The following is a 15971-nucleotide window of genomic DNA, read 5'->3' as shown; positions in this document are numbered from 1 at the left end:
CGGTCGCACGGCGCCGGTCAGCCGAGCCTCCGTCATGGTACTCCGTGCCGGAGCCGACTACCCTGATCACATGACGGACATCTTCGACGTGATCGCAGACGGTACGAGGCGCGACATCCTCCAGCTCCTGCTGCGGCACATGTCCGAAGGGGAGACCGGCACGAGTGTCAGCCAGATCGTCGCCGATCTCGGCATCAGCCAGCCCACCGTCTCGAAGCACCTCAAGGTTCTTCGCGATGCCGAACTGGTGTCCGTGCGCGAAGACGGACAGCGCCGGTTCTACAGCCTCGCGGTCGAACCGCTCGAAGTCGTCGATGACTGGCTCGTCCCGTTCCTGGTCGACGCGTACGGCGACGCGGCGCCGGACATCGACTACCCCGGTGGCCCGCTTCCCGACAGTGCGGCACATGCCGCCGAGGTCGTCGGGCGCGCCGCAGCCTCCGCCAAGCACGCCGTCACCTCGGCGCTCAAGCGGTTCGGCGGCTGAACCCCGTCGACGGTTCGCGTCCCGGTGTGGCCGCTCGTGGGGCGTGCCCGGAAATGCCTCGCCCCTGACGGCCGGGGGGCATGACGTCAGGGGCGATCCGCGGATCCCCAGATCCGCGAGGACTCGGCGCGGTGCCGGCGCGAGTCCTGCACTGACAGTGGCAGTCGCGGCTGAGCGAAAGGCGAGCGACGCCTATGTCTCGGCTGGACGGCGGGAGCCGGTGTCGGAGGCCTGCGCGAGTTTCCTGGCTGTGGATCCCGCCGATGCCCCACTGATCACATGAGTCACACGGGTTTACAGGTGTCCCAGCTACCCCATAGAGTGTGCACATCGAGAAAGGGGTACGTGGGATGCCCGAGGTTCCAGACGTCCGATTCCTCACGGTGGCCGAGGTCGCCGAAATCATGCGCGTGTCCAAGATGACCGTGTATCGGCTGGTGCACGCCGGGGAACTGCCAGCCGTCCGCTTCGGGCGGAGCTACCGCGTACCGGAGTCGGCCGTGGCCGACGCCCTGCAGCGCCCCATCGCCGACGTCGGGTGAGTCGACGCGAGGCCGCACGGCGCACGCCGTCGGGTTTGCTAGACTGATCCGAGGCATTTTTCCGTGCCCGTACCCGGGTGTCCGATTTCGGGGACACCCAGCCCCTGACTTAGTGAGGTTTCCGTGGGTTCTGTCATCAAGAAGCGCCGCAAGCGCATGGCGAAGAAGAAGCACCGCAAGCTGCTTCGTAAGACTCGCCACCAGCGTCGCAACAAGAAGTAAGCGACCAGACACGAGCGCCTGTCTTCGGACGGGCGCTTTGTGTCTCTGCCCACAGATCTGCACCGCCGAGAGGATGTCATGAAGTCGATCACCGTCACCGAACTCGCCGAGCGCTCCGGTGTCCCGCTCATCGATGTCCGGGAGGTGGACGAGTTCGCCGCAGGCCACGTGCCCGGTGCCGTCAACATCCCGATGTCCGAGATCGGCAACCGGCTCGAGGAGTTGCCGTCGGAGGCGTTCGACGTGATCTGCCAGGCCGGCGGCCGTTCGGCGCGGGTCGTCGAGGCGCTGGAGTCCCGCGGGTACGACGCGACGAACGTCGAGGGTGGCACCGGTGAGTGGATCTCGCAGGGACGTGCCGTCGAGGTGCCGTCGGCGTGACCACGCTGACCCTGATCCGCAAGCCCGACTGCCATCTGTGCGAGGTGGCTTCTGAGGTGATCGACGCCGTCGTCGCCGAACTGCCGGACGCGGCGGCGGAGCAGATCGAGATCGTCGAGGCATCGATCAACGACGACCCCGCCCTGTACGAGCTGTGGTGGGAGAAGATCCCGGTCCTGTTGATCGACGGCGAGTTGCATGCGCACTGGCGCGTGACGCCGGACCGTCTGCGGGAAGCGCTGGAGACAGCCGTCCGCAGCGATGTGAAGTCCGAGTCGAAGGAAGCCCTGTGGCCATCCGCCATGTCGTGACTTGGAAGCTCGCCGCCGAAGACGCCACCGTGCGTGCCGAGCAGGCGAAGGAAGCCGCGCGCCGCCTGAACGCCCTCGACGGTGTGGTGCCGCAGCTCCTCTCGATCTCCGCTGGAGCCAACATGGCGTACCCGGAGGCGAACTGGGACGTGACGCTGGTCGCGGACTTCGACTCGGTGGAGGCGATCGAGGAGTACCAGGTGCACCCCGCGCACGAAGAGGTCGTCACGTACATCCGCTCAGTCGTGGCATCGCGCGTCGCCGTCGACTTCGAGGTCTGACACTCCGTCGCGGGTTGCGAGGAACTCGATTTCGTCCGTCTTCCCAGCGGTCTCGCAACACAAACGTGATACGCGGCGACGCCGATGCCATTGGTCACGTGACCGACCGCATGTTTAGATGTTCTCCTACCCGTCACCGGGCGTCACATTCGCCCTCGACTCACAGGAGCCGACATGCCTCGTCGTAACCTCATCGCCGGTCTCGCCCTCGCGGCGACCGCCACCCTCGCGCTCGCCGGCTGCGCGACGGGATCCTCCGACGCAGGCAGCGGTGGTGAGCCGGCTGCGGGCGACGACTACGGCTTGATCGAGGCGGGTACGCTCACCGTCTGCTCGGACATCCCCTACAAGCCCTTCGAGTTCGAGGATGAGAACGGGGAGTACACCGGCTTCGACATCGATCTGCTCACCGCGATCGCGGAGAAGCTGGACCTGAAGATCTCCGTGCAGGACGTGGGCTTCGAGGCGCTTCAGTCGGGCACGCTGCTCGCCGCCGGCAACTGCGATGTCGGCGCGTCCGCTATGACGATCACCGATGAGCGCAAGGCGAACATCGACTTCTCCGACCCCTACTACGACTCGCTGCAGTCGCTCCTGGTGCGCACGGATTCGGGCATCGAGTCCATTGACGACCTCGCCGGGAAGAACGTCGGCGTGCAGCAGGGGACGACCGGCGAAGCCTATGCGGGGGAGAACGCTCCGGAGGCACAGCTCGTGCAGTATCCGTCTGACGGTGAGCTGTGGCCGGCCATGCAGGCCGGACAGATCGAGGCCATCCTGCAGGACCAGCCGGTGAACCTCGAGCACGAGAAGGCTGACTCGAACTACAAGATCGTCGAGACCTACGAGACCGACGAGTCGTACGGCTTCGCCTTCGCGAAGGGCGAGAAGGACGCGCTGCTCGACGCGGTGAACGGCGCACTGGCGGACCTCCGCGACAGCGGCGAGTACCAGAAGATCTACGACCAGTACTTCACGGCCAACTGAGTCCGCAGGCGAGTCGGTCGAGAGGACCTTGACGATGGCGTTGAGGCGCACCACGAAAAGCAAGCTGTACCGGTACACCGTCTATGCGGTGCTGATCGCGATCGCCGTCTGGGTGATCGTCAGCACTGACTGGGCTCGGATCGCGAATCTCTACTTCAACCCCGAGGTCGCGGTGAAGATGCTCCCGGGCATCATCACCACGGCACTCGTGAACACCCTATGGTTCACCGCGGTGGCCTTCGTCGGTGGTCTGCTGCTCGGCGTGGTGCTGGCGTTGATGAAGTTGTCCGCAATCGGTCCGTTCCGCTGGATCGCGACCTGCTGGATCGAGCTGTTCCGCGGCCTTCCCGCAATCCTCACGATCTTCGCGATCGCGTTCATTGTGCCGATCGGGTTGGGAGTGCCCGGCACGAAGCTCGGCGGACCGGTGGTCCTCGGACTCATCGGTCTGATCCTGGTCGCTTCGGCCTACATGGCCGAGACGATCCGCGCCGGTATCCAGGCGGTTCCGAAGGGGCAGACGGAGGCGGCGCGTTCGCTGGGCATGTCGCCGATGAAGACGACCTTCTGGATCGTCGTGCCCCAGGGTTTCCGGATCATCATCCCGCCGCTGACCAATGAGTTCGTCCTGCTGTTGAAGGACACCTCGCTCCTGTTCGTGGCAGGATCCTTCATCTGGTCGAAGGAGCTCACGAACTTCGCCCGCGACGCGAGCACGCAGAACGCGAACGGAACGCCGCTGATCATGGCGGCGATCCTGTACCTGATCGTGACGATCCCGCTCACGCGCTTCAGTGCGTGGCTGGAACGACGGATGGCGAGGCAGCGATGATCACCGACCTGATCGATGTCCATGCCCCCGCGATCGACGTGCAGGGGCTCGTGAAATCCTTCGGCGACAACGAGGTGCTCAAGGGCATCGACCTCACCGTCACCAAGGGCGAGGTGGTCTGCGTGATCGGGCCCTCGGGCTCGGGGAAGTCGACGCTGCTGCGCTCGGTGAACCTGCTCGAGGAACCGACTGACGGCAAGGTGCTGATCGAGGGGATCGACATCACCGATCCCGACGTCGACATCGACCGGGTGCGCACGCGGATCGGCATGGTGTTCCAGAGCTTCAACCTGTTCCCGCACCTCGATGTGCTCGGCAACCTCACCATCGCTCAGCAGCGGGTGAAGAAGCGCTCCAAGAAGGACGCCGAGCAGGTCGCACACGCGATGCTCGAGCGAGTGGGGCTCTCCGAGAAAGCGGATGCCTTCCCAGGACACCTGTCGGGAGGGCAGCAGCAGCGCGTGGCGATCGCGCGTGCCCTGTGCATGAACCCCGACATGATGCTCTTCGACGAGCCGACGTCGGCGCTGGACCCCGAACTGGTCGGCGAGGTGCTGCAGGTCATGCGCTCGCTGGCGGACGAGGGGATGACGATGCTCGTCGTCACGCACGAGATGGGCTTCGCGCGCGAGGTCGGGTCACGCCTCATCTTCATGGACGGTGGACACATCGTCGAAGAGGGCGACCCGCGCGAGGTTCTCAGCAACCCGCAGCACCCGCGCACGAAGGACTTCCTCTCGCGCGTGCTCTGACTCGGCACCCCGCCGCGTCCGCGCGTGGGCACCCCGTCTGCGCGTCGAGACCCCGTCTGCGCGTCGGCACCCCGTCTGCGCGTCGAGACCCCGTCTGCGCGTCGGCACCCCCGGTGGCAGACGTCTGCCACCGGGGGTCTCGACGCTGAACGGGGGCGTCGAGCTCAGTCGGACGCGAGCTCAGCTGACCGCGAGCTCAGTCGGACGCGAGCTCAGCTGACCGCGAGGTCAGTCGGACGCGAGCTCAGTCGACTTCGACGACCTCGGCGTCGGGGGCGTTCCGCCGGACAGACTCGATGCCGTTCAGGGCAGCGGACTTCGATGAGTAGCCCTCGCTGATCGCGATGACCTCGCCGTTGCCGGCCTTGAGGCGGAAGCGGTGCTCGCCGGACCTGTCGGTGTACAGCTCGAACTTGCCTGCCATGAGGAGTCCTTTCTCTCTCGGATGAGGGCACCCCGCGCCCTCGCGCCTCACGCTAGCGGTCGACGCGGATCCGGGGAAGAGCGCGTGGTCAGCCGCGCGGGTGCACGGCGACGGGTTCGGGAGCGACCGCGATGCGCACGCGGTCGCCGAACGAAGGATGGATCCCGGGGGCGTGCTGCACACGCACGAGCTCGCCCGACTCGGTGCGGACCAGGGTGCGGCGCATGCTTCCCAGGAAGGTGCTCTCCTCGACCAGGGCGTCGGTCGACGAGTCGGCCTCCGACGCGAAGTACACGTTCTCCGGCCGAAGATAGACATCGACCGGGCCATCCGCCGGCGACTGCAGGGGGAGGCGCTGTCCCCACACCAGCACATGGTCGCCCTCCGCCACGCCCGAGACGACGCTCGAGAGTCCCACGAAGGCCGCGACCCCCGCCGTGGAGGGCAGCGTGTACAGCTGCTCCGGCGAACCGATCTGTTCGATCCGTCCGGCGTTCATCACCGCGATCCGGTCGGAGACGGCGAGCGCCTCCTCCTGGTCGTGCGTGACGAAGACGGTCGTGATACCGAGGCGCAACTGGATGCGGCGGATCTCGTCGCGCAGCTGCACCCGCACCTTCGCATCGAGCGCGGAGAGCGGCTCATCGAGCAGCAGCACCTTGGGCTCGGTCACCAGCGCTCGCGCGAGGGCCACCCGTTGCTGCTGACCGCCCGAGAGTTGATGCGGGAACCTGTCGGCCAAGTCACGCAAACCGACCAGCGCGAGCGCGTCGAGTGAGCGCTTCTCCGCCTCCGCCCTGCCGATGCCCCGCCGCCGCAGTCCGAAGGCGGTGTTGTCGGCGACCCGCAGGTGGGGGAAGAGCGAGTACGACTGGAAGACCATGCCGATGTCGCGCTTGTTCGTCGGTATGCGTGACACGTCCCCACCGCCGAGCAGCACGGCGCCGGCATCGGCTCCTTCGAGGCCTGCGAGCACTCGGAGCAGCGTCGTCTTGCCGCACCCCGAGGGACCGAGCAGCGAGACGAACTCACCGGGTGCGATGTCGAGGTCCACACCGTGCAGGACCCGCGTGCCGGCGTAGCTCTTCACGATCCCCTGGAGCTCGACGCGCGTGCCCTCCCCGGCACGGGCGAGCAGCAGGTTGTCCTTGGTGCGGGGCAGGGCATGGTCGACGGTCATGAGCGGGCCTTTCGTGGGCCGCGGGCGACACGGCCGATCAGGAGGAGCAGGAGGAACACGAACGCCAGCGCGAGCAGGGTGAAGATGGCCGGCGCGTACGGATCCTGTTTGTTCACCACGACCATCGCGGTCTGGAACACCTGGCGGTTGAGGAGGGAGGCGATCGTGAACTCGCCGAGCACCACGGCGATCGAGATCAGCGAAGCCGCTAGGAGCCCCTGGCGGAGGTTCGGAGCGAGCACCTTGAGCACGACGACCGGCCAACTCGCTCCGAGCGAGCGTGCGGCCTCGGCGAGTGTGCGCAGGTCGGCGGCATCGATCGAAGCCTGGATCGAGCGGAAGGCGAACGGCAGCACGGTGATGCCGTAGGCGAAGGCCAGCGTCCACGTGCCGGTGCCGAGCGTGCGTCCGATCTGCAGGTAGATCGGCGCGAGACCGACGACCAGCACGATCGCGGGAATCGAGATCGGGAGGAGCACCGCGAACTCGAACGCCGGCCGGAGTCTCGGGAAGCGCAGGTTCACCAGGATCATGGTCGGCGCCAGCAGGAGCAGCACGATGGCCACGGTGACGACGGCGAGGATCAGTGAGTTGCCGAGTCCCGTCCAGATCGGCTTGAGGGTGGCGGCGGCCGCGGGATCGAACAGCGCGATCCAGCGGGCGAACGACAGACCGCCCTCGGGATCGCGCAGCGTGAAGAGGAACGTCGAGACCAGCGGGACGGCGAAGAACGCACCGACGACGATGCCGATGACCCAGCGGGTGGGGCGGGACGGACCGAGCCGGTTCACGACTGCCACCTCGCCGCGCGTCGCTGCACGAAGGAGTACAGGCCCATCACGATGCCGACCACCACGATCATGCCGAGCGCGAGGGCGCCGGCGAGGTTCTCCCGCCCGAGCACGGTCTCGCTCGTGAGAGCGGTACGGATCTGGAGCGGCACGATCTGCGCCCCCTGGCTCGCGAGGGCGGCGGCCGTGGCATAGGACGAGAACGCGTTCGCGAACAGCAGCAACAGGCTGGCGAGGAACGAGGGTGCGAGCACGGGGAGGCCGATGCGCATCCAGAAGCTCGCACGGGTGCCGCCGAGGGTGAGATTCGCCTCCGCCCACTGTGGCTTGAGGGCAGCGAGGGCGGGCATGAAGGTGATGACCATCAGGGGGATCTGGAAGAAGAAGTAGGGGAGGATCAGACCCGGCAACTCGTAGAGCCAGGTGCCGTTCGCGAAGATGTCGATGCCGAGCGAGTCCCTCAGGAAGACGGTGACGACGCCCTGGATGCCGATGGTCGCGATGAAGGCGAAGGCCAGCATGACGCCACCGAACTGGGCGAGCACTCCCGCCGCGGCATCCACGGCGGAACGGCTGCGGCTCTCGGGGTCCATGCCGAGCAGTGCGTAGCAGACGAGCGCACCGACGACGGCGCCGACCAGGGCGGTGAGGAGCGAGAGTCCGGCGGAGTTCGCGAACGTGTTCAACACGACGGGGTCGGCGAGGGCCGCGATGTTCGACCAGGTGAACGCGCCGTCCTTCGTGAAGAAGCCGGAACCGACCGCGAGCACGGTGGGAACGGCGAGGAACAGTACGACGTAGGCGGTGAAGGGGACGAGCCCGAGCCAGGCGAAGGACGGAGTGGACCGCCGGGCCCTCGCGTGGGGCGAGGACCCGGCGGTGGGAGCGGGGGCGGATGCCGTGGCATCCGCCCCCGTTGCGGTGAGGGCCGTCACTGGACCGCCGCGGCCCACTTCTCGCCGAGAAGCGTGCCGGCGTTCGTGGACTGCTCCTCGGTCGGGACCACGGTCGTCTCCGGCGCCTCGGGGAGCGCAGCAGCGAGGTCGGCGTCGATCGTGCCCGCGTCGGTCATGGCCTCCATGCGCACCGGACGGGCGCCGCCCTTCAGCCACAGGTTCTGGACCTCGTCGCTGTAGAGGAACTCCTGCCACAGACGGGCTGCAGCGGGGTGCGGGGCGTCGACGTTGATGGCCTGGTTGTAGTAGCCGGCGTAGCCTGTGCCGTCGAGCACGACGACCTTCCAGTCCTCGTTGTCGGCCGAGTGCGAGGCGTTCAGGTAGTCCCAGTCGAACACGACCGGGGTCTCGCCGCTCACGATGGTCGCGGTGGTGACGTCGACCTTGAGCAGGTTGCCCGCCTGCTGAAGCTCGGAGAAGAAGTCGATGCCCGGCTGGAAGTCGTCGAGCGTGCCGTCGGACTGCACGGTCGCCAGGCCCACGGCGGCGAAGGCGGCACCGGCCTGCGTCGGGTCGCCGTTGATCGCCACAGCACCCTTGTAGTCGGACGAGATCAGGTCGGAGAGCTCGGCGGGAGCATCGAACTTCGACGAGTCGTAGCCGATCGACATGTACCCGCCGTAGTCGCCGACGAAGAGGCCGCTGGGCTCCTTCAGCTCCTCGGGGATGTCGTCCCAGGTCTGCACCTTGTACGGCGCGAACGTGTCGGTGTTCTGGAGCGCGACGGTCAGTCCGAGGTCGAACACGTCCGGGGCGGTGTCGAGACCCTTGTTGGTCTTCGCGGCCTGGATCTCCTCGGCGCTGGAGACGTCGGGCGAGGTCTCGTTGATCGTGATCTCCGGGTACTTCTCGGCGAACAGATCGAGGATCTCGCCGTAGTTCGCCCAGTCACGCGGAAGGGCGATGACGTTGAGGGAGCCCTCGGCCTTGGCTGCGGCTTCGAGGTCGGCGAAGGTGCCGAAGTCGGTGACCGAGGTCGCAGTGGCGGCGTCGACGTCGGAGCTGCCACCACCGGTCGCGTCCGCTGCGCCGGAGCAGGCGGTGAGTGCGAGTGCGGCCGTGGTGGCCAGGGCGATGCCGGCGCCGATGCGCGCGCGGCGGGTGATGCGGGCCATGAGTGTCCTCTCGGTGTCCGGCGCTGTGAGCCGGGTTCGGGTTGCGAGAGGACACTATGAGGCGCAGGTTGCCGACCGTCGCGGTGCGGGTGAACGGTCGGTGGCGAGAGGGTGGCCGAACAGGGCCGCGGGCCTCAGACCTGCGGGACGCTGTACTTGAAGCCGCGGTGCGAGCCGACGTAGCCCAGTCGCTCGTAGAAGCGGTGCGCGTCGGTACGGGCGGCATCGGAGGTGAGCTGCACCATCGTCGCGCCCACGGCGGGGGCAGCGACCTCTCCCACCCAGCGCATCACGGCGGAGCCGATGCCCGACGAGCGCAGACTGCTCCGCACGCGCACTGCCTCGACGAGCAGTCGCCGCGCGCCCCGACGCGCCATCCCCGGGATCGAGGTGAGCTGCAGCGTGCCGACGACGTCGCCGTCCAGCTCGACCACGAGGAGGTCGTTCGACGGCTCGGTCAGGATCTCGACGAGCCCCCGTGTGTACGCGGGACGGTCCTCGTCGGAAGCCACGTCACCGCGCGCGGCGCTGATCGGATCGTCGGCGAGGAGAGCGATCACGGCATCCGTGTCGTCCACGGTCGCCCGGCGCAGGAGCGCGGTGCCCCTGCGCGAATCGAACGAGTGCGGCAGCGGGAGGGCATCGAGCATGCCACCAGTCTGCCAGCGCCCGGCCGGATGCCGGAGCACCGCCGACTCTCTGGAATCATGGCCAGGTGGATATCGGCGCTGTGCTCGGACTGGAGCAACTCACGTGGGGCATACTGCTGCTCGTCGTCATCGCCGCTTTCTGCGCCGGCTGGATCGACGCGGTCGTCGGTGGGGGAGGTCTGCTGCAGCTCCCCGCGCTCCTGCTGATCCCCGGCATCTCGCCGGTGCAGGCCCTCGCGACGAACAAGCTCGCCTCGGTCTTCGGCACCGCGACCAGTAGCGTCACCTACTACCGCCGCGCGAAGCCCGACATACGCACGGCCCTGCCCATGGCGGCGATCGCCTTCGTCGGCTCGTTCGGTGGCGCGGCCGTGGCGACCGTGCTTCCGCCCGCCGCGTTCAAGCCCATCATCGTGATCGCCCTGCTCGTGGTGGCGCTGTTCACCGCATTCCGTCCCCAGATGGGCGCGGCGACCCAACTGCGTTTCCACGGGCACAAGCATCACATCATGGCGGGTGCCGCCGGCTTCGGGATCGGCTTCTACGACGGGATGATCGGTCCCGGCACCGGTACCTTCCTCGTGATCACTCTCGTCGCGCTGCTCGGCTACGACTTCCTGCAGGCGAGCGCCAAAGCGAAGATCGTGAACCTGGCCACGAATGCGGGTGCCCTGATGCTGTTCATCCCGCACGGCGCGGTGCTGTGGTTGCTGGGCGGCATCCTCGCCGTGGCGAACGTCGCGGGCAGCTACCTGGGCTCGCGCATGGCCATCTCCCGCGGCACGACCTTCATCCGCGTGGTGTTCCTGGCGGTCGTGGTCGCCCTGATCGCGAAGCTCGGCGTCGACGTGTGGAACGAGAACATCGTGCCCGCGCTCGCGCTCCTCGGCTGAGCAACGAAAAAGCGCCCGGGTCGCACGAATCCGAAGATCTCGTGCGACCCGGGCGCGCGTCGCGGTGACGGCGGGGTCAGGCCTCGTCGTCCTCCGGCTCGAAGTCGACGCCGGCCTCGGCGCGCTGCGCCGCGGTGATCGGTGCCGGTGCAGCGGTCAACGGGTCGAAGCCGTTGCCTGACTTCGGGAACGCGATGACTTCGCGGATCGACTCGGTCTTGGTGAGGTGCTGCAGCACGCGGTCCATGCCGAGCGCGATTCCGCCGTGCGGCGGGGCGCCGAACTTGAACGCGTCGAGCAGGAAGCCGAACTGCTCGTCAGCCTGCTCGTCGCTGATGCCCATGACCTCGAACACGCGCTTCTGCACGTCTTCGCGGTGGATGCGGATCGACCCGCCGCCGAGCTCGGATCCGTTGCACACGATGTCGTAGGCGTAGGCGAGAGCAGAACCGGGGTCGGTGTCGAAGGTGTCCTCGAACTCCGGCTTCGGGCCCGTGAACGCGTGGTGCACGGCGGTCCATGCCCCGGCGCCCACAGCGACGTCGCCCGAGGCCACGGCATCTGCAGCGGGCTCGAACATCGGGGCGTCGACGACCCAGGTGAAGGCGAACTCGTCCGGGCTCAGGTAGCCGAGGCGACGACCGATCTCGACGCGTGCGGCACCGAGCAGGGCGCGGCTCTCCTTGGTGGAACCGGCGGCGAAGAACACGCAGTCGCCGGTCTCCGCACCCACGAGCTCTGCGAGTCCGGCCTGTTCCGACTCGGACAGGTTCTTCGCCGCGGGGCCGCCGAGCGTCCCGTCCTCGTTGAACAGCACGTACGCGAGACCACGGGCTCCACGCTGCTTCGCCCAGTCCTGCCACGCGTCGAGCTGCTTGCGCGGCTGGCTCGCGCCGCCGGGCATCCGCACGGCGCCGACGTACTCGGCCTGGAAGACGCGGAACGGGGTGTCCGCGAAGTACTCGGTCGCGTCGACGAGTTCGAGGCCGAAGCGCAGGTCGGGCTTGTCGGAACCGTACTTCGCCATGGCATCGGCGTACGTCATGCGCGGCAGCGGGGTCGCGACCTCGACGCCGATCGTCGCCCACATCGCGACGATGAGCGACTCCATCAGGGCGATGACGTCTTCCTGGTCGACGAAGCTCATCTCGATGTCGAGCTGCGTGAACTCGGGCTGGCGGTCGGCGCGGAAGTCCTCGTCGCGGTAGCAGCGTGCGATCTGGAAGTACTTCTCGACACCGCCGACCATCAGCAGCTGCTTGAACAGCTGCGGCGACTGCGGCAGGGCATACCAGCTGCCGGGGCTCAGTCGTGCGGGCACCAGGAAGTCGCGGGCGCCTTCGGGCGTCGAACGCGTGAGGGTCGGCGTCTCGACCTCGGTGAAGTCCTCGGCGTGCAGCACATCGCGGATCGCCTTGTAGACGTCGGAACGCAGGCGCAGGTTCGCAGCCTGTCCGGGACGACGCAGGTCGAGGTAGCGGTACTTGAGGCGCGCCTCTTCTCCGACCGTCTCGGTGTCGGCGAGCGCCGTCGACACCTGGAAGGGCAGCGCAGCGGACTCGTTGAGCACCTCGACATCGGTCGCGATGAGCTCGATCTCACCGGTCGGCAGGTTCGGGTTCGCGTTGCCCTCGGGGCGCAGCGACACCTCCCCGGCGACCTTCAGGACGAACTCGTTGCGCAGCGGGTGCGCGATCTCCTCGTCGCGGATGACGACCTGGGCGATGCCCGAGGCATCCCGCAGATCGATGAAAGCGACTCCTCCGTGGTCACGACGGCGATCGACCCAACCCGTGAGGGTGACGGTCTGACCGATGTGCTCGGCTCGCAGAGAGCCTGCCGAGTGGGTGCGAAGCACGGAGTATTCCTTCTGATCTGGGAAATGGGGAACGCGCCCATTCTACGGGGGTGGTCGGCACGGCTCCGGCCCCGTCAGCGGCGCCGGAGCCGTCGGATCAGTAGGATCGCCACGACACAGCTCTTACACAGAAAGGGAGCACCGTGGACAACAACGGCATCTCCGATCTCTACGCATCGATCTTCTCCGGCACCACGGGGCTGATCGCGCTCGTCTTCTACATCCTCGTCGCCGTCGGACTCTGGAAGGTGTTCACGAAGGCCGGATACCCCGGGATCCTCGCGATCATCCCGATCGTGAACCTCGTCTTCCTGGTGAAGATCGCCGGCATGTCCGGGTGGTTCGCGCTGCTCTACCTGATCCCGATCGCGAACCTGGTCCTCGCGATCATCGTGGCGTTCAAGCTCGGCGCACGCTTCGGCAAGGGCGGGGTCTTCTCGTTCTTCCTGCTGTTCATCTTCCCGTACATCGGGTATCTGATCCTCGGCTTCGGGGATTCGCGCTACAGCAAGGCGTGACATGACGGCGTCCCGGTTGCACCTCGTCCGACACGGCGAGGTGCACAATCCGGCCCGCGTGCTCTACGGGCGGCTGCCCGATTACCACCTGAGCACGGCGGGCCGGGGGATGGCGGCGGCCGCTGCCGAGCACGTCGCGGAGTCGGGTCGGCCGGTCTCCGCGCTGTACTCCTCACCGTTGGAGCGTGCGCAGGAGTCCGCCGAGCCGTTCGCCGAGGGCTTCGATCTCGTGCCGGAGATCGACATCCGCCTCATCGAGCCGACCAACGTCTTCGAGGGCACGCAGATGCGTCGTTCCCTCATGAACCCGCTGAACTGGTGGCACCTGCGCCAGCCCGCGCTGCCGAGCTGGGGCGAACCGTATTCCTCCATCGCGGAGCGGATGCTCGGCGTCATGGACGAGGCCTGGGATGGGGCGGCCGACGGAGACGTCGTGATGGTGTCCCATCAGGCGCCGATCTGGATCACGCACCTCCGCGTGGCGGGTCTGCCCCTGCGCCACGACCCGCGCACCCGCCGCTGCGCCCTGTCGAGCGTCACCTCGTTCGAACGCGTCGGTGATGTCTGGCGCGAAGTCGCCTACGCCGAGCCGGCCGCGACCGGCGGCGCCGTGGATGTCGGGGCCGTCTGACCCCCGTTCGAATCGCGCAACCGGCTCCCCTTCGGCGACGGATGCGGCCGGTTGCGCGATTCGAAAGCCGAGGTCAGTGCTCGGCAGCCAGGAGTGACTGGATGATGCCGACGGCTGCGAGCTGACCGGCGCCGGCCGCCAGCAGGACGGACGCCATCGGGCCGGGGAGCGAGGCGCGGTGCGCGAGGTCGCCCGCGGCGAAGACCCCGGGGAGCGAGGTGCGGCCGAATTCATCGATCTCGATCGCACCGGACTCGAGCATCCGCACGCCGAGATCTGCGGCGAAGGGTGCCCGCTGCCGCATCGTGCCGGACGCCACGAAGACGCCGGCCACGACGGACTCCTCGGAACCGGCGATGATCCGTACCCCGTCGTCGTGCCTCTCGACGGATGCCACCGGAGCAGCGCTGATCCGCACTCCCTCCGCCTCGAGGGAGATGCGTTCCTCGTCCGTGAACGCCTCGGCGATCGGGAACACCGTGATGTCCTCGACGATGCGCCCGAGCAGCCCGATCAGATGGCCGGCGCGAGGGGCGGCACCCACGATGCCGATCGACCTGCCCGCATGCTCGTGACCGTCGCAGAAGGGGCAGCTGAACGCGAGGGTGCCCCACAGGTCCTGCAACCCGGGGACGACGGGCAGATCGTCGGCGACGCCGGTGGCCAGGATGACCCGTCGCCCCTCGACGGTCGATCCGTCGGCGAGCGTCACGGTGAACGCATCCTCGGATCCGGAGATCCCGGTGGCGGCACCCTCGCGGATCTCCACGTCGGCGTAGGCCGAGAGCTCGTCTCGAGCCTTCGCTCGGAACTCGGCAGGGGGAGTGCCGTCTGCACCGATCATGTTGTGCATGTGCAGCACGGTGCCGTTGCGGTACTCGCCCGAGTCCAGCAGCAGTGTCGAGCGGTGCATCCGGCCGAGGGTCAGGGCGGCTTGCAGCCCTGCCGGGCCTGCGCCGATCACGATGGCGTCGTACATGGGAATCCTTCCGTGGAGGTTGCTTTCCCGCACAGTCTGTGACTTCATGTCAACATGAAGTCAAGCGCCGAGCATCCCTGGTCCGTGGGCGACGTCGCCACCCGGTTCGATCTGCCGACCAATGTGTTGCGGCATTGGGAGTCGGTCGGGCTGCTCACTCCTCCCCGCGACTCCGCCGGGCGGCGACGTTATGGCGAGGACGAGGTCGTGCGCATCGCCGTGATCCAGCGCAGCAAGGCCGCGGGGATGAGCCTCGAGCAGATCGCGGTGCTGCTCGACGACGGGAGCGCCGGACGGCACCAGGTGCTGCAGCAGCACCTGGACGACATCGACCGGCGCATGGAGGAGATGCGCCGATCACGGGAGATGACCGAGCACGCGATGGGGTGTCGCGCGCACGACATCGCCACGTGCCCTCGTTTCCGAGCCGGTGTGGACGACGTCCTGGCGCGGTTCTGAGGCTTCGTCAGACGCCTCCGTTTCCATCTCGCGCATAGGAAGCTCTGCGTAAACTCGGAGTCGTGCCAAGCGATTCGACGGTCCGTCCGATCCGCAGCGGCCGCTCCTCCCGCACCCGGCGCTCGCGTCGTGCGGTCGGTGCCGCGCTCGCTGCGGTGCTCGCCATCGGTCTGAGCGCCTGCGCTCCCGATCCGGTGAGTGAATCGTTCCTGAACGGCGAGAACACCGGCTATGTCGCGGCCGACGGCGCGATCGTGGAGATCCCCGCCGCCGACCGTGGCGAACCGGTGGAGTTCGGCGGTGTCACCGAGACCGGCGAGAAGTTCGACAGCGCAGACGTCGCCGGACAGGTCACGGTGGTCAACTTCTGGTACGCCGGCTGCGCGCCGTGCCGCCTCGAAGCCGCCGACCTGGAGGCCGTGTGGCAGAAGTTCGCCGACGAGGATGTGTCTTTCGTGGGCATCAACACCCGCGACCAGGCCGACACCGCCGTCGCGTTCGCCGAAGAGTACGGCATCACCTACCCGAGTCTGATCGACGTCGACACCGCTGAGGCCAAGTTGGCGTTCGCCAAGGTCGTGCCGATCGCGGCCACACCCACCACACTCGTCCTCGACAAGCAGGGTCGTGTCGCCGCCAAGATCATCGGTCCGATCGATGGCCCGTCGATCCTCTCCACGCTGGTCAAGGACGCGCTCGCGGAGGACTCGTGAGTATCTCGG

At 67.7% G+C, this 15971-nt stretch carries 22 protein-coding genes; 14 read left to right on the top strand and 8 right to left on the bottom strand.

Features of this window, described 5'->3' with window-relative positions; genetic code table 11:
* Positions 1–70: 70 nt before the first annotated feature.
* The 9 genes from ACLF6J_RS07530 to ACLF6J_RS07490 all read left to right on the top strand — a co-directional run bounded on the left by ACLF6J_RS07530 (position 71) and on the right by ACLF6J_RS07490 (position 4795).
* Complete coding sequence (locus ACLF6J_RS07530; RefSeq protein ID WP_134353029.1) at positions 71–487, top strand: ArsR/SmtB family transcription factor; 417 nt, start codon at positions 71–73, stop codon at positions 485–487.
* Between the two features lie 350 nt (positions 488–837).
* Complete coding sequence (locus tag ACLF6J_RS07525) at positions 838–1029, top strand: helix-turn-helix domain-containing protein (RefSeq protein WP_047520567.1); 192 nt, start codon at positions 838–840, stop codon at positions 1027–1029.
* Between the two features lie 123 nt (positions 1030–1152).
* On the top strand, positions 1153–1251 hold the full coding sequence (locus ACLF6J_RS07520) for a 30S ribosomal protein bS22 (RefSeq protein ID WP_003792170.1): 99 nt from the start codon (positions 1153–1155) through the stop codon (positions 1249–1251).
* A gap of 78 nt (positions 1252–1329) precedes the next feature.
* Positions 1330–1632 (top strand): rhodanese-like domain-containing protein, encoded by a 303-nt coding sequence (locus ACLF6J_RS07515; protein WP_047520569.1) that lies wholly within the window; start codon positions 1330–1332, stop codon positions 1630–1632.
* Positions 1629–1943, top strand: a complete 315-nt coding sequence (locus ACLF6J_RS07510) for a glutaredoxin family protein (RefSeq protein WP_134353031.1) — start codon at positions 1629–1631, stop codon at positions 1941–1943. Before ACLF6J_RS07515 ends, ACLF6J_RS07510 begins: the two co-directional genes overlap by 4 nt.
* Positions 1922–2224, top strand: a complete 303-nt coding sequence (locus ACLF6J_RS07505) for a Dabb family protein (protein WP_134353033.1) — start codon at positions 1922–1924, stop codon at positions 2222–2224. The genes ACLF6J_RS07510 and ACLF6J_RS07505 overlap by 22 nt, the downstream gene beginning before the upstream one ends.
* A 174-nt stretch (positions 2225–2398) precedes the next feature.
* Positions 2399–3211 carry a basic amino acid ABC transporter substrate-binding protein gene (locus ACLF6J_RS07500; protein WP_134353034.1) on the top strand — a complete coding sequence of 271 codons (813 nt, stop codon included), beginning with the start codon at positions 2399–2401 and terminating at the stop codon, positions 3209–3211.
* A gap of 34 nt (positions 3212–3245) precedes the next feature.
* On the top strand, positions 3246–4043 hold the full coding sequence (locus ACLF6J_RS07495; protein WP_134353036.1) for an amino acid ABC transporter permease: 798 nt from the start codon (positions 3246–3248) through the stop codon (positions 4041–4043).
* Positions 4040–4795: an amino acid ABC transporter ATP-binding protein gene (locus ACLF6J_RS07490; protein WP_134353038.1), complete on the top strand. Its 756-nt coding sequence runs from the start codon at positions 4040–4042 to the stop codon at positions 4793–4795. Before ACLF6J_RS07495 ends, ACLF6J_RS07490 begins: the two co-directional genes overlap by 4 nt.
* A gap of 244 nt (positions 4796–5039) precedes the next feature.
* On the opposite strand, the gene ACLF6J_RS07485 is transcribed toward ACLF6J_RS07490, so the two are convergent.
* From ACLF6J_RS07485 to ACLF6J_RS07460, 6 genes are all read right to left on the bottom strand, one after another.
* A complete protein-coding gene (locus tag ACLF6J_RS07485) occupies positions 5040–5219 on the bottom strand; it encodes a YegP family protein (RefSeq protein ID WP_134353040.1) in 180 nt (59 codons plus the stop codon).
* Between the two features lie 88 nt (positions 5220–5307).
* On the bottom strand, positions 5308–6399 hold the full coding sequence (locus ACLF6J_RS07480; RefSeq protein ID WP_047523413.1) for an ABC transporter ATP-binding protein: 1092 nt from the start codon (positions 6397–6399) through the stop codon (positions 5308–5310).
* A complete protein-coding gene (locus ACLF6J_RS07475; RefSeq protein WP_134353955.1) occupies positions 6396–7190 on the bottom strand; it encodes an ABC transporter permease in 795 nt (264 codons plus the stop codon). Before ACLF6J_RS07475 ends, ACLF6J_RS07480 begins: the two co-directional genes overlap by 4 nt.
* On the bottom strand, positions 7187–8125 hold the full coding sequence (locus tag ACLF6J_RS07470) for an ABC transporter permease (RefSeq protein ID WP_134353042.1): 939 nt from the start codon (positions 8123–8125) through the stop codon (positions 7187–7189). The genes ACLF6J_RS07475 and ACLF6J_RS07470 overlap by 4 nt, the downstream gene beginning before the upstream one ends.
* A complete protein-coding gene (locus tag ACLF6J_RS07465) occupies positions 8122–9261 on the bottom strand; it encodes an ABC transporter substrate-binding protein (protein ID WP_134353043.1) in 1140 nt (379 codons plus the stop codon). Before ACLF6J_RS07465 ends, ACLF6J_RS07470 begins: the two co-directional genes overlap by 4 nt.
* 134 nt (positions 9262–9395) lie before the next feature.
* Positions 9396–9911 (bottom strand): GNAT family N-acetyltransferase, encoded by a 516-nt coding sequence (locus tag ACLF6J_RS07460; RefSeq protein ID WP_134353044.1) that lies wholly within the window; start codon positions 9909–9911, stop codon positions 9396–9398.
* Between the two features lie 65 nt (positions 9912–9976).
* Between ACLF6J_RS07460 and ACLF6J_RS07455 the strand changes: the two genes are divergently transcribed.
* Positions 9977–10804, top strand: coding sequence for a sulfite exporter TauE/SafE family protein (locus ACLF6J_RS07455; RefSeq protein WP_134353045.1), 828 nt, complete (start codon positions 9977–9979; stop codon positions 10802–10804).
* Positions 10805–10880: 76 nt separating this feature from the next.
* Here the strand turns inward: ACLF6J_RS07455 and aspS are convergent, their stop codons facing one another.
* A complete protein-coding gene (gene aspS, locus ACLF6J_RS07450; RefSeq protein ID WP_134353046.1) occupies positions 10881–12662 on the bottom strand; it encodes an aspartate--tRNA ligase in 1782 nt (593 codons plus the stop codon).
* A 143-nt stretch (positions 12663–12805) separates the two neighbouring features.
* On the opposite strand from aspS, the gene ACLF6J_RS07445 reads away from it, so the two are divergent.
* Both ACLF6J_RS07445 and ACLF6J_RS07440 read left to right on the top strand, forming a co-directional pair.
* Complete coding sequence (locus ACLF6J_RS07445) at positions 12806–13180, top strand: DUF5684 domain-containing protein (RefSeq protein ID WP_134353047.1); 375 nt, start codon at positions 12806–12808, stop codon at positions 13178–13180.
* Between the two features lies 1 nt (position 13181).
* Positions 13182–13811 carry a histidine phosphatase family protein gene (locus tag ACLF6J_RS07440; RefSeq protein ID WP_134353048.1) on the top strand — a complete coding sequence of 210 codons (630 nt, stop codon included), beginning with the start codon at positions 13182–13184 and terminating at the stop codon, positions 13809–13811.
* A gap of 73 nt (positions 13812–13884) precedes the next feature.
* Here ACLF6J_RS07440 and ACLF6J_RS07435 read toward each other — a convergent pair whose 3' ends face one another.
* The gene (locus ACLF6J_RS07435) at positions 13885–14790 is read right to left on the bottom strand and encodes an NAD(P)/FAD-dependent oxidoreductase (protein WP_134353049.1); all 906 of its coding nucleotides are present in this window, start codon (positions 14788–14790) and stop codon (positions 13885–13887) included.
* Between the two features lie 54 nt (positions 14791–14844).
* Here ACLF6J_RS07435 and ACLF6J_RS07430 point away from each other — a divergent pair, with 54 nt between their 5' ends.
* Positions 14845–15249, top strand: coding sequence for a MerR family transcriptional regulator (locus ACLF6J_RS07430; RefSeq protein WP_047520711.1), 405 nt, complete (start codon positions 14845–14847; stop codon positions 15247–15249).
* Positions 15250–15311: 62 nt separating this feature from the next.
* Entirely contained in the window at positions 15312–15962 is a 651-nt protein-coding gene (locus tag ACLF6J_RS07425) for a TlpA family protein disulfide reductase (RefSeq protein WP_047520716.1), read from the top strand.
* Positions 15963–15971: the final 9 nt, after the last annotated feature.

It is taken from the genome of Microbacterium sp. IO18 (assembly GCF_049099505.1).
GTDB classification, from domain to species: Bacteria; Actinomycetota; Actinomycetes; order Actinomycetales; family Microbacteriaceae; genus Microbacterium; species Microbacterium aurugineum.
Note: the sequence above shows the minus strand (reverse complement) of the source record. Positions and strands in the feature narration are given on the sequence as shown.